This window comes from Phaeobacter sp. PT47_59 (genome assembly GCF_028890025.1).
Lineage (GTDB): Bacteria > Pseudomonadota > Alphaproteobacteria > Rhodobacterales > Rhodobacteraceae > Phycobacter.
Genome location: NZ_JARCJL010000002.1, coordinates 111688 through 129140, shown reverse-complemented (window position 1 = coordinate 129140; position 17453 = coordinate 111688). Strand labels below are relative to the sequence as shown.

The 17453-nt window shown below is 60.9% G+C and carries 18 protein-coding genes; 11 read left to right on the top strand and 7 right to left on the bottom strand.

Annotated features, from left to right (window positions below):
- Positions 1 to 123 precede the first annotated feature (123 nt).
- The 4 genes from PXK01_RS02360 to PXK01_RS02345 form a co-directional block, all read right to left on the bottom strand.
- A complete protein-coding gene (locus PXK01_RS02360; protein ID WP_274858715.1) occupies positions 124 to 1224 on the bottom strand; it encodes an extracellular solute-binding protein in 1101 nt (366 codons plus the stop codon).
- An 83-nt stretch (positions 1225 to 1307) separates the two neighbouring features.
- A complete protein-coding gene (locus tag PXK01_RS02355; protein WP_274858714.1) occupies positions 1308 to 2408 on the bottom strand; it encodes an ABC transporter ATP-binding protein in 1101 nt (366 codons plus the stop codon).
- Positions 2409 to 2746: 338 nt separating this feature from the next.
- Positions 2747 to 4141 carry an aspartate aminotransferase family protein gene (locus tag PXK01_RS02350; protein ID WP_274858713.1) on the bottom strand — a complete coding sequence of 465 codons (1395 nt, stop codon included), beginning with the start codon at positions 4139 to 4141 and terminating at the stop codon, positions 2747 to 2749.
- Between the two features lie 65 nt (positions 4142 to 4206).
- Positions 4207 to 4875, bottom strand: coding sequence for a GntR family transcriptional regulator (locus tag PXK01_RS02345; RefSeq protein WP_274858712.1), 669 nt, complete (start codon positions 4873 to 4875; stop codon positions 4207 to 4209).
- 159 nt (positions 4876 to 5034) lie between these two features.
- On the opposite strand from PXK01_RS02345, the gene PXK01_RS02340 reads away from it, so the two are divergent.
- The 5 genes from PXK01_RS02340 to PXK01_RS02320 all read left to right on the top strand — a co-directional run bounded on the left by PXK01_RS02340 (position 5035) and on the right by PXK01_RS02320 (position 10370).
- Positions 5035 to 6120, top strand: coding sequence for a polyamine ABC transporter substrate-binding protein (locus tag PXK01_RS02340; RefSeq protein WP_274849333.1), 1086 nt, complete (start codon positions 5035 to 5037; stop codon positions 6118 to 6120).
- 110 nt (positions 6121 to 6230) lie between these two features.
- Positions 6231 to 7358 (top strand): ABC transporter ATP-binding protein, encoded by a 1128-nt coding sequence (locus tag PXK01_RS02335; protein ID WP_274849332.1) that lies wholly within the window; start codon positions 6231 to 6233, stop codon positions 7356 to 7358.
- The gene (locus PXK01_RS02330) at positions 7358 to 8239 is read left to right on the top strand and encodes an ABC transporter permease subunit (RefSeq protein WP_274849331.1); all 882 of its coding nucleotides are present in this window, start codon (positions 7358 to 7360) and stop codon (positions 8237 to 8239) included. The genes PXK01_RS02335 and PXK01_RS02330 overlap by 1 nt, the downstream gene beginning before the upstream one ends.
- Complete coding sequence (locus PXK01_RS02325) at positions 8236 to 9051, top strand: ABC transporter permease (protein WP_274849329.1); 816 nt, start codon at positions 8236 to 8238, stop codon at positions 9049 to 9051. Before PXK01_RS02330 ends, PXK01_RS02325 begins: the two co-directional genes overlap by 4 nt.
- On the top strand, positions 9051 to 10370 hold the full coding sequence (locus tag PXK01_RS02320; protein WP_274858711.1) for an NAD(P)/FAD-dependent oxidoreductase: 1320 nt from the start codon (positions 9051 to 9053) through the stop codon (positions 10368 to 10370). Before PXK01_RS02325 ends, PXK01_RS02320 begins: the two co-directional genes overlap by 1 nt.
- On the opposite strand, the gene PXK01_RS02315 is transcribed toward PXK01_RS02320, so the two are convergent.
- From PXK01_RS02315 to fliK, 3 genes are read right to left on the bottom strand one after another with little or no spacing between them, the layout of a single operon-like run.
- On the bottom strand, positions 10343 to 11230 hold the full coding sequence (locus PXK01_RS02315; protein WP_274858710.1) for an aminoglycoside phosphotransferase family protein: 888 nt from the start codon (positions 11228 to 11230) through the stop codon (positions 10343 to 10345). The genes PXK01_RS02320 and PXK01_RS02315 overlap by 28 nt on opposite strands.
- Positions 11231 to 11290: 60 nt before the next feature.
- Entirely contained in the window at positions 11291 to 11971 is a 681-nt protein-coding gene (locus tag PXK01_RS02310) for a flagellar hook capping FlgD N-terminal domain-containing protein (RefSeq protein ID WP_274858709.1), read from the bottom strand.
- A gap of 3 nt (positions 11972 to 11974) precedes the next feature.
- Positions 11975 to 13270 carry a flagellar hook-length control protein FliK gene (fliK, locus tag PXK01_RS02305; RefSeq protein WP_274858708.1) on the bottom strand — a complete coding sequence of 432 codons (1296 nt, stop codon included), beginning with the start codon at positions 13268 to 13270 and terminating at the stop codon, positions 11975 to 11977.
- Positions 13271 to 13970: 700 nt separating this feature from the next.
- Between fliK and PXK01_RS02300 the strand changes: the two genes are divergently transcribed.
- From PXK01_RS02300 to PXK01_RS02275, 6 genes are all read left to right on the top strand, one after another.
- Positions 13971 to 14282: a rod-binding protein gene (locus PXK01_RS02300; protein ID WP_274858707.1), complete on the top strand. Its 312-nt coding sequence runs from the start codon at positions 13971 to 13973 to the stop codon at positions 14280 to 14282.
- A complete protein-coding gene (locus tag PXK01_RS02295) occupies positions 14269 to 14628 on the top strand; it encodes a flagellar export chaperone FlgN (protein ID WP_274858706.1) in 360 nt (119 codons plus the stop codon). Before PXK01_RS02300 ends, PXK01_RS02295 begins: the two co-directional genes overlap by 14 nt.
- Positions 14629 to 14845: 217 nt before the next feature.
- Complete coding sequence (locus tag PXK01_RS02290; RefSeq protein WP_274858705.1) at positions 14846 to 15688, top strand: flagellin N-terminal helical domain-containing protein; 843 nt, start codon at positions 14846 to 14848, stop codon at positions 15686 to 15688.
- 83 nt (positions 15689 to 15771) lie between these two features.
- Positions 15772 to 16143 carry a flagellar biosynthesis regulator FlaF gene (flaF, locus tag PXK01_RS02285; protein WP_274858704.1) on the top strand — a complete coding sequence of 124 codons (372 nt, stop codon included), beginning with the start codon at positions 15772 to 15774 and terminating at the stop codon, positions 16141 to 16143.
- Between the two features lie 3 nt (positions 16144 to 16146).
- Positions 16147 to 16551: a flagellar biosynthesis repressor FlbT gene (gene flbT / locus PXK01_RS02280; protein ID WP_274858703.1), complete on the top strand. Its 405-nt coding sequence runs from the start codon at positions 16147 to 16149 to the stop codon at positions 16549 to 16551.
- Complete coding sequence (locus PXK01_RS02275; protein ID WP_342456172.1) at positions 16548 to 17363, top strand: DUF1217 domain-containing protein; 816 nt, start codon at positions 16548 to 16550, stop codon at positions 17361 to 17363. The genes flbT and PXK01_RS02275 overlap by 4 nt, the downstream gene beginning before the upstream one ends.
- Positions 17364 to 17453: the final 90 nt, after the last annotated feature.

Genomic DNA, 17453 nt, shown 5'->3' with positions numbered 1-17453 from the left:
CTGTTCATTGCCCCGCCGTGTCCCCCGCGGGTTTTGCTCTTCCGGCCGTTCGAACGCGGCCTATTGCGAAGAGTGAGGTGCCAGAGAGCGGCGGGCGCTCTCTGGCGGTGTTTTCAGACCGGCTTACTTGGCGAGCCAGGCCTGGAATTTCGCGTCGATGTCGTCGCGGTAGTCAGCCCAGAACTCGTAGTTGTAGAGGAACGTGTTCTTGGCGTTGTTCGGATCGGTCGGCATGTGCGGCGCCATGTCGATGCCCAGATCGGCGTGCTTGCCAACCAGCGGCGCCGAGGAGGCACGGGCCGGGCCATAGGAGATGAACTTGGCCTGATCCGCCAGACGCTGCGTGTCGGTGGCGAACATGATGTAGTCCAGGGCGCGGGCCTGACGTTCCGGCGACAGACCTGCCGGGATGATCCAGCCGTCCAGGTCGAAGACCTGCGCGTCCCACAGCATCGCAACCGGCTGCTTCTGCTCTTCGATGACCGAGAACAGGCGACCGTTGTAGGTGGAACCCATCACGACTTCGCCATCCGCCAGCAGCTGCGGGGTGTCGGCGCCTGCGGACCACCAGATCACGCTGTCCTTGATGGTGTCGAGCTTGGCCAGGGCCTGCTCCTGACCGGCTTCGGTTTCCAGAACGTCATAGACTTCGTCCTTGGCAACACCGTCACACAGCAGGGCCCATTCCATGTTGTTGATCGGACGCTTTTCCAGCGCGCGCTTGCCCGGATAGGCTTCCAGGTCGAAGACGTCGCAGATGTCATCCGGAGGCGTGTCGCCAACCATGTCGGTGCGGTAGCCGAAGGTGGTCGAGTAGACGATCTGCGGGATGAAGCAGTCGGAGACCAGCAGTTCGCCGAAGTCTTCGGAGGCAGGCGTGCCATCGGGCGCCGCTGCCAGCTGGGTGTCGGCATCGATTTCCAGCGCCAGGCCTTCGTCGCACAGGCGCATGGCGTCAGCGGCAACCACGTCGACCACGTCCCAGGTCACATTGCCCGCTTCGTTCATCGCGCGCAGCTTGGCCACGGCTTCGGCGGAGGATTCATCGTTGATGATCTTGACGCCGGTCTTGGCCGCATAGGGCTCGTGATAGGCCTTCATCTGGGAGTTCGAATAGGCGCCGCCCCAGGATACGATGGTCATCTCGTTTGCCATCTCGGCAAAGGCCATCGGTGCGCACAGCGCAGTGGAGGCTGCAAGGGCGGTCAGTTTGGTGAGTTTCATAAGCACTCTCTCCTTGTTGATCTTGAACTAAAGTCATCCCCCGGTCACTTCGCCGCCGAGGGTTATCCAGCTGCGCGCGGGCCTCAGGCGTCCAGCGCGCGGCAATCTTCGGGCAGCCAGCCGATCTCGATCTGCTGGCCGGGCTTCAGGCGGGTCTGGTCCGGTGCATTCCGGGTCTTGATGATGAACTCATCATTGCCGGCCACGCGCAGACGAGTGCGGAAGATGTCACCCATGTAGATGAACTCCAGCACCTCTGCTTTCAGCGTATGTGCCCCTTCCTGAAGCCGCTCCTTGTTGTATTCGACCCGCTCGGGACGGATGGACACGCGGGTGCGTTCACCCGGCTGCGAGACATTGACCGGTTTGCAGTCGATCAGCTCTCCATCGTCCAGCTGCACCACGGCCTGGCCGTTGGTGATTTCCTTCACGGTGCCTTCCAGGGTGTTGTTCTCCCCGATGAACTGCGCCACGAAGCTGTTTTCCGGCTCTTCATAAAGCTGATCCGGCGGCGCCAGCTGCTGGATACGGCCATCATCGAAGACCGCGACACGATCCGACATGGTCAGCGCCTCGGTCTGGTCGTGGGTCACATAGACCACGGTAATGCCAAGACGGTGGGCCAGGTCGGTGATCTCGAACTGCATCTTTTCGCGCAGCTGCTTGTCCAGCGCGCCCAGCGGTTCATCCATCAGAACCAGCTCGGGTTCGAACACCAGTGCGCGGGCCAGCGCGACCCGTTGCTGCTGACCGCCCGACAATTGCGACGGACGGCGGCCGCCAAAGGCGCCCATTTCCACCATGTCCAGCGCGCGCATGACCTTCTGTTCGCGCTCGGACTTGCCCATCTTGCGGACCTCCAGCGGAAAGCTGAGGTTCTCGGCAATGGTCATATGCGGGAACAGGGCATAGTTCTGGAACACCATGCCGATGCCACGCTTATGCGGAGGAATGTTGTTGATCGACACCCCGCCCAGGCGAATGTCGCCATGGGTGGCGGTCTCAAATCCGGCCAGCATCATCAGGCAGGTTGTCTTGCCGGAACCGGACGGCCCCAGCATTGTCAGAAACTCACCTTTGGGCATGACCAGGTTCAGATCTTTGACGACGAGCGATTCGCCATCATAACTCTTCTGGACACGTTCGAATTCAACGAACGCATCACTGTTTGACGCATCAGCCAAAACAGGCTCCCCGTGTTAAGTCGGCAGTTTGTCTGCACTTGTTGCACCGATGTAAGCATACCCACCCCGCGGGATGCAACCGGATCGTCAATCGGCGCTTGCGACCAGCTTAGGCGCGGGCCCCAGAGGGATCGAACCATTTGCGACATCTGGAGGAGAATTTGCGACGCTTTTTCGATAGCAGCACAGAAGAATCCACTGGACATGACTGTCTGGTCAAAAACGGACCGCAGAACAAAGAGTATCCCGGTGCCGCCATCGCGGCACCGGGCCTGTTTTTAAGGCAGATTTGAGTCTCGGGGCCGACCCCGAGTCAGGTGCCCGAGTCGGGCCTCGTGTCAGGCGCTGTGCAGCAAATCCTGCTCTTTCAATGCCGCATAGCATTCGTCCAGCGACAGGCGCGCCCGTTCAATCAGCGTGTCGATCTCTTCCGGCTTGATCACCAACGGCGGCGAGATGATCATCCGATCGCCCACATGGCGCATGACCAGATTGTTGGCAAAGCAGCGCTCGCGGCAGATATAGCCCACGGTGCCCGCAGGGGCGGCAAAGGCGGCGCGGGCCTCCTTGTTCGGCGTCAAGGCGATAGACCCCATCATGCCGACGATCTTTGCCTCGCCCACCAGCGGGTGATCAGTCAGCGCTTCCCACTTATCCTTGAGGTAGGGCGCGGCCACATCCTGCACGTGACCGACGATGTTTTCCTCCTCCAGGATGCGCAGGTTCTCCAGCGCAACGGCCGAGGACACGGGATGCCCCGAATAGGTATAGCCGTGGTTGAACTCGTCCCCCGCGATCACGGCGGCAACCTCATCCGACACGATGGAACCGCCGATCGGCGCATAACCGGAGCTGAGCCCCTTGGCGATGGTCATGATATCGGGGCGGATGCCCATGGTCTGGCTGCCGAACCAATTGCCGGTCCGGCCAAAGCCGCAGATCACTTCGTCCGCGATCAGCAGGATCTCGTACTTGTCGCAGATGCGCTGGATCTCGGGCCAATAGGTGGCCGGAGGCACGATGACACCGCCAGCACCCTGCACCGGCTCGGCGATGAAGGCCGCAACGCGGTCTTCGCCCAGCTCCAGGATCGCCTGCTCCAACTCCTGCGCGCGCTGCAGACCGAAGTCTTCGGGGGACATATCACCGCCCTCGGCCCACCAATGCGGCTGGTTGATGTGGTGAATGTCCGGGATCGGCAGGCCGCCCTGTTCATGCATGGCGCTCATGCCGCCAAGGCTGCCACTGCCCACGGACGAGCCGTGATAGGCATTCTTGCGGCTGATGATGATCGACTTGGTCGGCTTGCCCTTCAGCGCCCAGTAGTGGCGCACCATGCGAATGTTGGTGTCATTCGCCTCCGAGCCGGAGCCGGCAAAGAACACGTGGTTCAGATCGCCCGGCGCCAGTTCGGCAATCTTGTTGGCCAGCGCGATGGCCGGCACATGGGTGGTCTGGAAGAAGGTGTTGTAATAGGGCAGCTCGCGCATCTGGCGGGCGGCCACATCGGCCAGTTCATCCCGGCCATAGCCGATGTTGACGCACCACAGGCCCGCCATGGCATCTAGGATCTGGTTGCCCTCGCTATCGGTCAGGGTGACGCCATTGGCGCGGGTGATGATACGCGCGCCTTTCTCAGCCAATTCCCCATTGGCGGTAAACGGGTGCATGTGATGTGCCGCATCCAGCGCCTGCAATTCGGCCGTCGGCATATGGTTGGTGATCGCATTCATGGGAGTCGCTCCGAAACATAGAGATTGCCCCCAGAATATGATCAAATTTCACAGAGTCAATCGAATCAGTAACCATCGTCCAACCCCATGCTGACCTGTTCCATGCCCTGACGAACGTCCCGCTCCATTGCCAGGGCGGCCATTTCCGGATCCCTGCGACGCAAGGCCTCAAGGATGTCCTTGTGACGGTCCGGAAAGCTCTGGGTTCCAAAGCGCCCGCAGACCACCCGCAGGGACGGCCCGAAGCGCAGCCACAAGCGGTCGGCAAGATCGGTCAGGATCGGTGCCGCTGCATGGTTGTATAGCGTCGTGTGAAAGCTGTAGTTCTGGGCCAGATACCCCGGCACATCTCCGGTTGAAATCGCCCGGTCCAGTTCGCTGTCTATCTGTTCAAGGGCGGCAATATCAGCCTCTGAGACATTCAGGGTTGCCAGCCTTGAAAGCTCACACTCAATTGTTTTTCTTGCAAAAAGAAGCTCATCCACATCGCCGGAGCTGAGCAGCGGAACCGAAACGCGCCGATTTCCCTGAAACACCAGCGCCCCGTCGGAGATCAGCCTGCGGATCGCTTCACGCACCGGCGTCATGCCTGCTCCCAAAGACGCGGTCAGCCCCTGGATGGTCACCGCCTGCCCCGGCGCCAGTTCGCCAAACAGGATCTGCGCCCGCAACTGTTGATACACGGCCTCATGGGCGGGCCGTTTTGCCGTGCCTTCCTCTGTCGTTTTTGCCAAAGAACTGGTCCCTGTCACCGCTCGAATACCTCCCAATTTTTGGGCAGCTTGCACCAAACTCGCCCCGGTGAAAACATAAACGGTATTGCCCAAAGAGGCAAAACTTGATCAAATCCATTCCAGCCGGGCACTGAAACCGGCAGGCACAGGGAGACACTCATGACACTCAAGACGATGACACTGACCGCCGTCGTTGCCCTCAGCAGCGCCGCCGCCGTCGCGGAAGAGGTGCGCGTTTACAACTGGTCCGACTATATCGACGAAGCGCTTCTGGAAAAGTTCGAGACCGAAACCGGTATCAAGCTGGTCTACGATGTCTTCGACAGCAACGAACTGCTGGAGACCAAGATGCTGGCCGGCGGTTCGGGCTATGACGTGGTGGTCCCGACCGGCACCTTCCTGCAGCGGCAGATCGCGGCAGGCGCCTTCCAGAAACTGGACATGGCCAAGCTGCCCAACCACAAGAACATGTGGGACGTGGTCGAGGCCCGCACCGAGCAATACGACCCGGACAACGCCTATTCCATCAACTATATGTGGGGCACCACCGGTATCGGCGCAAATGTCGGCAAGGTGAAGGAACTGCTGGGCGAGGATGCCCCGATCAACTCGCTTGATCTGGTCTTCAACCCCGCCAACATGGAAAAGCTGGCCGCATGTGGCGTGCATTTCCTGGATGCACCGGCAGAGATGATCCCCGCCGCGCTGAAATACATCGGCGAAGATCCCAACAGCCATGACCCGGACGTGATCGCCAAGGCCGAAGGCGTCTTTGCCGCCGTGCGTCCCTACATCCAGAAGTTCCATTCCTCGGAATACATCAACGCGCTGGCCAATGGGGACATCTGCGTCGCCGTGGGTTGGTCCGGCGATGTCCTGCAGGCGCGTGACCGTGCGGCCGAGGCCGACAACGGCGTCGAAGTCGCCTATAACGCACCGGTCGAAGGCGCCCAGATGTGGTTTGACCAGATGGCCATCCCGGTCGATGCGCCGAACCCGGACGCGGCCCATGTATTCCTGAACTTCATCATGGATCCGCAGAACATGGCGGATGCGTCGAACTACGTCTATTACGCCAACGGCAACAAGGCGAGCCAGGAGTTCCTGGTCGAGGACGTGATCGGCGATCCGGCGATCTACCCGGATGAGGCAACCCTTGCCAACCTGTTCACCACCACGCCCTATGACCCCAAGGTCCAGCGTGTCGTGACCCGTCTGTGGACCAAGATCAAATCGGGCACCTGATCCCGAAAACCTGATCCGGCAGGGCGCCCCGTGCGCCCTGCCATTCGACGCTCCAAAACATTCAAGGTGGCCCGCGCCGCTTTGGACCTTGACCGCGCAGGGGGGCCGGCTTGACACTTCCCGTTTTTGAACCCTGGAACGATCCCGAGGCCAAGCCCTTGATCGAATTCCAAAATGTGACCAAACGCTTTGGTGACTTCACTGCCATCGATGATCTGACCATCGGCATATACGAGCGGGAGTTCTTTGCGCTGCTCGGGCCCTCGGGCTGTGGCAAGACCACGCTGATGCGCATGCTGGCAGGGTTTGAAACCCCGACGGAGGGCAAGATCTTCCTGTCCGGCCAGGACATCGCCCCGGTGCCCCCGAACAAGCGCGCCGTGAACATGATGTTCCAATCCTATGCGCTGTTTCCGCATCTCAGCATCTGGGACAATATCGCCTTTGGCCTGAAGCGCGAGGGTCAATCAAAGGCTGAGATCGAAACCCGCGTCAGCGACATGTTGCGCCTGACCCGGCTGGAAAAATTCGCCCGGCGCAAGCCGCATCAGATCTCGGGCGGGCAGCGGCAGCGGGTGGCACTGGCCCGCAGTCTTGCCAAGGCGCCGAAACTTCTGCTGCTGGATGAACCGCTTGGCGCGCTCGACAAGAAGCTGCGCCAGGATACCCAGTTCGAACTGATGGACATCCAGGAGAAGACCGGCACCACCTTCGTGATCGTGACCCACGACCAGGAAGAGGCGATGACCGTCGCCAGCCGCGTGGCCGTGATGGACAACGGCAAGATCATCCAGGTCGCAACCCCTGCCGACATCTACGAGGCGCCAAATTCGACCTATGTGGCCGACTTCATCGGCGATGTGAACCTGATCGAAGGCACCGTCAAACCGACCGGTGACGCGACCTATGCGCTGCACTGGCGCGAGGGCGCTGAGCCGCTGACCGTCAAGACCGCCACCGGATTTTCGGACGGGCAGACCGCGCATCTGGCGATCCGCCCCGAGAAGGTCACCATCTCTGCCGAACGCCCCGACGGTGCCGACAATGCGGTCGAAGGCAAGGTTCTGGATATCGCCTATCTCGGCAATATCTCCACCTATCACGTGGAGCTGCCCTCGGGCGTGGTGATCAAGGCGCAGACCGCCAATACCCGCCGCATTTCGCGCCGGGCCTTTACCTGGGAAGACACTGTCTGGCTGTCCTGGACCGCCACGGCAGGCGTTCTCTTGGCTGACTGATGCGCCGTTTTGCCCTGATCTCCATCCCTTACCTGTGGCTGCTGGCGCTGTTCCTGGTGCCCTTTGCCATCGTCCTGAAGATCTCGCTGTCCGATGTGGCGCTGGCACGCCCGCCCTATATGCCGCAATTCGACTGGGCCACGGGCCTCTGGGCCTTCCTGTCCGAGCTGGATTTCGAGAACTTCGTCTGGCTGACCCAGGATGATCTGTACTGGAAGGCCTATCTCAGCTCGCTGCAGATCGCCTTCTTTTCGACGCTGCTGACGCTGCTGGCGGGCTATCCCATCGCCTATGGCATGGCGCGCGCCCCCGAGGAATGGCGCGCCACGCTGATGATGCTGGTGATCCTGCCCTTCTGGACCAGCTTCCTGATCCGGGTCTACGCCTGGATGGGGATCCTGTCGAACGAGGGTTTCCTGAACCAGGCCCTGCTGTGGCTGGGTGTCATCAACGAGCCGCTGACGATCCTCAACACCAACACCGCCGTCTATATCGGCGTCGTCTATACCTACCTGCCTTTCATGATCCTGCCGATCTACGCCGCGCTTGAGCGGATGGACGATTCCCTGATCGAGGCGGCCGAGGATCTGGGCTGTTCGCGCCTCTCCGCCTTCTGGCTGGTGACCGTTCCCTTGTCGAAATCCGGCATCGTCGCGGGTTGTTTCCTGGTCTTCATTCCGACCTTGGGTGAGTTCGTGATCCCGTCGCTGCTCGGCGGCTCTGACACGCTGATGATCGGCAAGGTCCTGTGGGAAGAGTTCTTCTCCAACCGCGACTGGCCCGTTGCCTCGGCGGTGGCGGTGGTACTGCTCTTGCTGTTGATCGTGCCCATCGTGCTGTTCCAGCGCAACCAGCAGAAGCAACAGGAGGCCGAGCAATGAATCGCATGAGCTGGTTCAACACCGTCTCGCTGAGCTTGGGCTTTGCCTTTCTCTATATCCCCATGGTGATCCTGGTGATCTTCAGCTTCAACGAAAGCAAGCTGGTCACCGTCTGGGCAGGCTTCTCGACCAAATGGTACGGCGAGCTGATGCAGAACGAGGCCTTCCTCAATGCCGCCTGGGTCACCATCAAGGTCGCGGTCTTCTCCTCGACCATCGCGACGGTCCTGGGCACCATGGCGGCCTATGTCATGGTGCGCGGCGGGCGGTTCTTTGGCCGTACCCTGTTTTCCGGCATGATCTACGCGCCGCTGGTGATGCCCGAAGTGATCACCGGCCTGTCACTGCTCTTGTTGTTCATCGGGATCGGCCTTGATCGCGGCGTGCTGACCATCGTGCTGGCCCATACCACCTTTTCCATGTGCTATGTCTCAGTGGTGGTCTCCTCGCGGCTGGTGACCTTTGACCGGTCACTGGAAGAGGCCGCGCTGGATCTCGGCTGTTCCCCGGCAGAGGCGTTCCGCCTTGTGACCCTGCCGATCATCGCCCCTGCGGTGATTTCCGGCTGGCTTCTGGCCTTTACCCTGTCGCTGGACGATCTGGTCATCGCCTCCTTCACCTCGGGGCCTGCGGCCACCACCCTGCCGATCAAGATCTTCTCGGCGGTGCGCCTTGGTGTCTCCCCCGAGATCAACGCGCTCTCGACCATCATGATCGCCATCGTCACGGTGGGTGTCATCACCACGTCGCTGGTGACCAAGCACCAGATGGTACGCCAGAAACGGGACGAACAAGAAGCGGCCCGCACCTGATGCGGCGGATCTTCTCGGACTACGCCTACGGGCCAGAGCCGCGCAACGGCTGCTGGTGGGATGAGACCATCGCGGCCCCCGACTGGCCGCAGCTGAGCGGGGAGATCAGTGCGGATGTGGCGATCATCGGCGGTGGCTTCACCGGCATGTCCGCCGCCCTGCACCTGGCAGAGGCCGGGGTGAAGGTCGCCCTGCTGGAGGCCGAGACCCCCGGCTGGGGTGCCTCCGGGCGCAATGGCGGCTTTTGCTGCCTGGGCGGAGCGAAACTGTCCGGCGCCGCCATGCAGCGCAAATACGGCGAAGAGGCCACCCAAACCTATGCAGCCGGTGAGATGGCCGCCATCGATCTGGTGCGGGGCCTCCTGGACCGGCACGGGATCGACGCAGACACCCACTCCAAGGGCGAAACCCGGATGGCGCATAGCCCGCGCGCCATGACGGCCTTGCGCCGTGAAGCGGAGTTGATCGCAGCCCATGGCGGCGCGGTGCAGCTTCTGGAACAGCCGGAACTTGCCGAACACGGGTTGAACGGGCAGTTTTTTGGAGCGCTGACCACGCCTGCCGGATTTGGCCTCAACCCGCGCAAATACCTGTTCGGCATTTCGGAGGCCGCGCAACGGGCGGGCGCAACGCTGTATCAAAAAAGCCCCGTGACCAACCTGACTTCGGCTCCGAATGGCCATGTCCTGACCACCCCGCAAGGTAGCCTGCAAGCGAAACAGGTGATCATTGCCACCAATGGCTATTCCTGGGACGGGCTGCCCGATTGGCTGTCGGGGCGCTACATCCCGGCGCAATCCACCGTCATGGTGACCCGCCCGCTGAGCGATGCAGAGCTGCAGACGCAGGGCTGGTTCAGCGATCAGATGGCCTATGACACCCGCAACCTGCTGCACTACTTCCGCCTGATGCCGGATCGGCGGTTCCTGTTCGGCATGCGAGGCGGTCTCTTTGCCTCGCCCCGTGCCGAGGCCGGGATCCGGCAAGCCTTGCGCAAACACTTCGAGGATCTCTTCCCCGCGTGGCGCGATGTGGAAGCCACTCATGTCTGGTCCGGGATGGTGTCGATGGCGCGCAATCTGGTGCCCTTTGTGGGACCGGTTCCCGGTGCGCCGGGCCTGTTTGCCGGTCTATGCTATCACGGCAACGGGGTTGCGATGGGCAGCTACGCCGGGCGGCTGTTGTCGGATCTGGTGCAGGGACAGCAGCCCGCGCTGCCCTATTCGCCGGTGATGCAGAGCATGGGCAAGTTTCCCCTGGGCCGCGCGCGGCGGGCCTTGATGCTGCCCGCCTATGCCATACTGGGGCTGATGGACTGAAGCGCGGCCAATTCCAGCCGCATCGCCTCCCGGTCCTGAGATCCGCCCTGCTCTGCCTGCCACAGGCAATAGGCGGCCATACGCCAATGAAACCAGGGCAGAAGCGCCTGCACGCGCGCCACCACAGGGCGGTTGGGATAGGCTGCAAGGAAGCTCTCTGCCTCGTCCCGGCTGAGCGGTGCGCCGCGATAAAGGACCTGCATGGCCGGAGACAGGAACAGCGCCAGATCCTCGGCCGGATCGCCCATCTTGGGGCATTGCCAGTCGATCAGGGTCAACCGACCCCGATGGGCCACCAAATTCCCCGGCACGGGATCGCCGTGAATGAGACTCTTGTCTGGTGTCGGCGGCACATCTCCGACCGGGCGCAGCGGGCGCAGATCCGCCCCCGCCTGGCAGCGCGCCAAAATGTCTTCGGCCTGCGCCCCCAGCATCGCGCTGCCATTGGCGCCCTCGGGCAGGCCCGCCAATACAGGCTGGGCATGCAAACGCCCCAGGAGAAGGGCCACGGCTGCGGTGCCATCTTGCCAGGGACCGCCTTCGAGATGGGAATAGGCCAGCCAGTGATGCCCTTCGAAACAGCCCGCACGCACCAGGTGCGGCACCATCCCGGTGTGGTCCAGGGTCCGCAGCACGGCCATCTCACACTCAGGATCATTGGCAAACAGCGGGTTGTTCCCATCCTGGAGGTAGAGTTTCACCACCAGGGGCCCCATGCGCCAGACATGGTTCGACCGCCCCCCGGTCAGGATCCGAGGTGTGCACGCATCCAGCCCCAGGCCATTCAGATGCGCCAGGAACCGGGCGTTGAAGTCACATGACAGGGCTGGCAGGGTCCGCTCCCATTGGCAAGCGCCCACGGATGCGGGCCGTCAGAACGACAGCGCGCAACCGAAATAGCGGACCCGGTCAGGGGTGGATCAGGCGTCCGTGGCGCGGTTGCGCAGGGCTGTCACAGAGGAGGCCAAGATTGCCGAGCCGCCCTCGGTAATCAAGACCACATCGTTGCCCAGCATCTGGGTTTCCTTCACCTCGGTATAGACCTCGGCCAGATCCGACAGCAGCACATCGTCGCCGCGGCGGCTTTCGATGGTGAACGTGTAGCTGCCTTCCTCCACCGTATTGCCATCCGCATCGGTGCCATCCCAGGAATAGGGTTCGGCCGCGACGGGCAGTGCAATCCGGTTGACCTCGGCGCCGTCGGCGTCGCGAACGATCATCGTGACCGCATCGGCACTGGCGGCGGGATTCGGAGAAACGACAACAGGCGACGTGCCGTTGAAATAGCCAGGCGCCGATACCCGCGCTTCCATGCCGACCCAGCCGGACATCGCCGCCATATTGGACAGGCCCAGCTGATTCTGCATGGCCACCAGGGTCTCATTGCCCTGCACCTGCTGTTCCACCATCGAGAACTGCGCCAGTTGCGATGCGTATTCGGTCGAATCGAGCGGTTCCAGCGGATCCTGATACCGCGCCTGAGCGGTCAGCATCTTCAGGAAGGTCTCGAAATCAGAGGTCAGCCCGGTTGCGCGCTGAGATTGAGCGCTGCTGGTCTGAGTCGTCGTTGCGGTTGTTGCCGCGCTTACAGCATCAGTCATCGTCTATACCCTCATGTCCATGCCGGAGGAGCCCAGCTGGAGATTTTGCTTTTCTGAATCGGCTGCGACCTCGCTCGCTGCCATCTCTGCGGTCCCGCCAAGCGTGCCGCCGCCGTCACCCCCCAGGCCTTGCTCTGCCTGTCCACCGAAGGACTCACCGCTGCTGAATTCAAACGAGATGTCCTGGAACCCCATGCGGCGGAATTCCTCGGCCAGTTCGTTGATATGGCGCCGCATCAAGTCACCGGTTTCGGGGCGTTCCGTCTGGATGGTCATCACGATGCCGGTGTCACTGGTCGAAACACGCATCTTCACGCGCCCCAGTTCTTCGGGGTTCAGCGAGACATCCATGTTGCGCTCACCCTTGGCTGCAAAGGCCTCGGCCAGCTGGGTGGCGATCATGCGCGGCATCTCGACTCGATGGGTGGCACCCGGTTGGAACACAGCTTCGGTCAGAAGCTGCGGCAAACCGGGAAGATCCGCCGTCAGGCTGGCCTGACCGGCAACCGAATCAGCGATCAGAGACGGGTTCTGCGAAAACTTGGCCGTCACAGACTGCACGGGCTGGCTGAGGGAAATGGCCGCGCCAATTGTGGGCGCCGCCGAGAATGTGGCCGTTTGTGCTGGCGTTGCGTTTTTTACCTCCGCGACAGGCTGTGCAGCGCCGTCCCGGATGCGGTAGCGCGATTTGCGGGCCTCTCCGGTTTCGGCATTTTGCACCTGCATCTGGAACACAGACTGCGACGCGGATTGGGTCGTGTTCGCCGCGGTGGACGGTGCAGCGGTTGCCCGCGCGTCGGATGGCTTTTCACCCGCCGCTCGCAGCGATTCGGCCTCCGCCGTCACCGCCGCTTCGGCCGTCGCCGCGCCCTGGCCTGGCTTGACCTGTCCGGCATTGGATGCTGCCTGCGCCTTTACCTGCGCCTCGCTCTGCGGCGCGGCCGCGCGTGCAGCCCCTTCCGATCCCGAGCGTGCTGTTGCTTCTGTTGCCGTGCGTGCAGTTGCCTCTGTTGCCGTGCGTGCAGGTGTCACTGTTGCCGTGCGTGCAGGTGTCTCTGTTGCCGTGCGTGCAGTTGTCTCTGTTGCCGTGCGTGCAGTTGTCTCTGTTGCCGTGCGTGCAGTCTGCCCGTCCGAGCGGCTCTGTCCGGCCTGCGCTGATGCGGGCATCTCCGCCTTGCGGTCAACCGATACTTCGGACTGCGCAACCGTCTTGTCACCTGCGCCGATTCGTTCCGGGGCCTGGCTCGCCAGGGTTTCCTTTCCAGCAGCAGCAACCGGTTGCGCCTGTCGCTCGCGCATAGATGCGTCAGCCTCGGTATCAGACGACTGGGATGTGCCCGTGTCAGAAGGCAGTTCTTTGCCCGTGGGCAAGGCGCTTTCTTTGGATGCAAGCTTGGATGATGGCGTGTCCTGGATCGGCTGAGCCGCGGACTGTGTGGTCCCGCTCGATTCGCCGCTTGCCCGTGAGCTCCGCAACGCCGCATCCGCTGCCAATCCATCGGCCCCGGCAAATTCTGCCTCAGCGATTTCAGCTTCGGTCAGATCTGCATCAACGGCTTGGACAATCTGCGTTTCCTCAGACGCTGCCTGATTCTGCCCTGCAACGACTTCCCCGTCGGAGGCCGGTGTGTCCACAGCCCCCTGTTTCACCGCCCCGCTTTCCGGCTTTTCCTGTGCCAGCTTGTCCTGGCTCGGGGCGGAAACGGCTTCAGCCTTGCTGGAAGCGCCTTCTACATAGTCGGCAAATGGGCGCTCTTTTGAAGACTTCGCGGCGATGACCTTGGATCTATCCTGCGATGTATCAGAGGCTGTTGAGGCCTTGGTCCCGGTGGCTCCGCCAAGGGCTTGGCCTATAAGTGATGTGCTGTGCATGGGCTTCCAGACGTTCTATCTCGATGCCCCCGGTCTACAGCAAAGCGGTTACGGCAATTTTAACCGGTTCTGTCGCAGTCTCTGAAAAATCGATGCAATTCGAAACTTCTTTCGCTCTGAGGCCAGAATGTCAGATCCAGTATTACCCCCGTTGTCGCAACAGCTGCCAAGTGCCGCCCTTGCAAAGGCATCCAACCCCACGGCCGAGGATCCCTTGCGCAAGGCCGCAATCGATCTAGAGGCTTCATTTCTCGCGGAAATGTTGAAAGCCGCCGGCCTTGGAGAATCCCGTGATGGCTTTGGCGGAGGCGCTGGCGAAGATCAGTTTTCCAGCTTTCTCGTTCGCGCCCAGGCCGAACAAATGGCTAAGGCCGGCGGCATTGGCCTGGCCGAATCACTCTACCACGCCCTGAAGGAGACCCAAAATGTCCAAGACTGATCCCCAAGCATTCATCGATGCGCTGGATCGCATCCTTGATGAAGAGCGCAGCGCTCTGATGACAGGTGACCTGAAGCAGATGGAATCGATCCTCGCACGTAAAGAAGAGGCGATCGACCAGCTGAACACGATTTCGAATCTGGAACAGCAGACCCTGGCGCAGGTCCAGACCAAAGTTGTGCGCAACCAGGACCTCCTGGAAAGCGCGATGGAAGGCATTCGCTCCGTCGCAGCCCGCATGGCTGAACTGCGCCGCGTACGCAAGGGACTGGATGTCTATGACAGCACCGGCCGCAAGACCCGCTACGGCACCCGCCTAACCAAGAAACTGGAGAAGCGCGCGTAAGCCGATGCAATTTAGGGAAAATTCTACGGAATGTACTTTTCCGCATTAGCACTCCCTTAGCAAATATCGCGGCAAAGTCCACTTGCACTTCGGGAAACGAGGTGGCGCGAAAACCGGTCGGTTGAACGCATTGTCAGAAAGACGTCACGAATCGCCCTTCGGGGCAGGGAAAACCTCGAGGCGAAAAAGCCTCACCTAAGCTAAAGGAATAAAAGCTATGACCAGCATTCTGACCAACAATGGCGCAATGGTTGCTCTGCAGACTCTTCAGAGCATCAACAACAACCTGACTGACGCGCAGAACCAGATCTCGACCGGTAAGACCATCGCCTCTGCCAAAGACAACTCGGCAGTTTGGGCGATTTCCAAAGTCATGGAATCGGATGTTGCAGGCTTCAACGCTGTTTCCGACTCTCTGGCACTGGGTGAAGGTACTGTTGACGTTGCTCTGGCCGGTGTGGAGCAGATCTCCGAAATCCTGAACGACATCAAAGAAAAAGTCGTGACGGCAACCGGTGAAAACGTTGACCACACCAAGATCGGCAACGAGATCACTCAGCTGACCAGCCAGGTGACTCAGATCATTGCTGCGGCTCAGTTCAACGGCACCAACCTGCTGAACGACTCCACTGTTGACGGCAGCAACGCCAACCTGACCGTTCTGTCCTCGCTGGACCGTAACGCAGGCGGCTCTGGTATCACTGCGGCGAACATCACCGTCGCAGCTCAGGACTTCACCAGCAACCTGGACCTGAGCGACATCGATGTAAGCGACTCGACCAACGCTGAAGCCTCGCTGGCAAACATCGAAGCTCACATCCAGACCGCAGTGAACTCCGCCGCAACTCTGGGTGCCGCCGCTGCGCGCATCGAAGATCAGCAGGAGTTTGTGACCAAGCTGTCCAACGCCATGAAATCCGGCGTCGGCGCCCTTGTCGACACCGACATGGAAGAAGCGTCCGCACGCCTGAAGGCCCTGCAGACTCAGCAGCAGCTGGGTGTTCAGGCCCTGTCGATTGCCAACTCGGCACCGCAGGCCCTGCAGCAGCTGTTCCGTTAAACGGCCTGATCCGGGGCGCGCCTGGCGCGCCCCGGTCCTCTATTCTCAGAGAACCTGAAGAAACAGTACGTTAGGAAAAAAACGTGAATGCCCTTCTGAATGCGAAGCGCGCCTATGCGTCGGCAAAAGCCCCGACACGCACCCCGAAAGACCTGGAGTTCGAGGCGATCGCCCGGATTACGCACCGGATGATCAACGCATCCAAAAAAGGAAGAACCGGTTTCTCCGCTCTTGCCGAAGCTGTTCATGAAAATCGCAAACTCTGGCAGATTTTTCAGACCGATATCATCAGCTCCGATAATGGCCTTCCCGAAGACCTCAAAGAGCAAATCCTGTATCTCGCGGCGTTCACCAATCAGTACACCAGCAAGGTACTCTCTCGCAAAGCGGGAGTAGGCCCCTTGGTAGAAATCAATACGGCCATCATGCGTGGCCTCCGCAGTGGAGCATCCTGAAGAATGAGTGGTCTGGTCCTTAAACTCGCCCCAAAAGAACGCGTCCTCGTGAATGGCGCTGTCATTGAAAACGGAGATCGGCGCAGCCGTCTCTCCATTGTAACGCCTGACGCGAACATCCTGCGTCTGCGCGATGCCATCAACCCCGAAGAAGCCAACACGCCGGTTCGTCGTGTCTGCTACGCGGCTCAGCTTGTGCTCTCGGGCGATATCGATCCCGAAGCAGATCGCCTGCCGATGCTGCGCCGTATCGAAGAACTGAGCCAGGTCTTCACCGACCCCGACAGCCGCGCCGCACTGGCCGAGGCAACGGACGCACTGCTCAGTGACAACCATTATCGCTGCCTGAAGGCGCTGCGGGCCCTGCTGCCGCGCGAAGAACGCCTGATGGCCATCCGCCCGTCATGATACTCTATCAGCCGATCATCCCTGCTGAAGGCATTGCAGGCTGGAAATTCCTGCAATCGACCTACGACAAGCAATTCGAGACCTTCTCCAAGGATCCCGTTCTCGAGCGTGAGAGCGATTACTTCCTTGAGAATATCGGAAACGTCAAAACAGCAGGCGATCTGGTCAAGGATAGCCGCTTGTTGGGGGTTGCTCTCGGAGCCTTCGGCCTGGACGATCAGCTCCCGATGAAGGCCCTTGTGCAGAAGGTTCTGGAAGAAGGGTCCTCGGCGGATGACGCTTTGGCCAACAAGCTGGGCGATGATCGCTGGGTTGCCTTCACAGAAGCCTTTGGTTTCGGCCCCGGGGACAGTCCCAAAACCGGCTCATTGGAAGACATGAACAACATCGTGTTTTCCAACCAGACCCAGTCTTTCGAAGCTGCGGTCGGCGAGCAGGACGAAGCCATGCGTATTGCTCTCTTCGCTGAACGTGAATTGGTAAACATCGCGACAGACCTCAAAGAGGATGGCGAACCGACCTCGATCAATACCAAATGGTACAACGTGATCGGCCAGCCCGCCCTTCAAGAGATGTTCCAGACGATGTTCAACCTGCCAAGTAGCACCTTGCAGCTTGATATCGACCAACAACTCGGCATCTTCAAGGATCGGGCCGAAACCTACCTTGGAACCGACGACCTCAGTGTCTTCGCCGACCCGGAACGGATGGAAGAGCTGACGACCCGATATCTTGCTCAGGCTCAGCTTGCCGACTTTCAGGAATCCCAATCCAGCGCTTCGACCGCGCTGATGCTGCTGCAACAGTACTGAAATTAGCCCCAGCTGACACTCATACAAAAAAGGTGGACCCGATCAGGTCCACCTTTTTTGTTAACCCATGGCAATGCGCGCCCGCCGGAT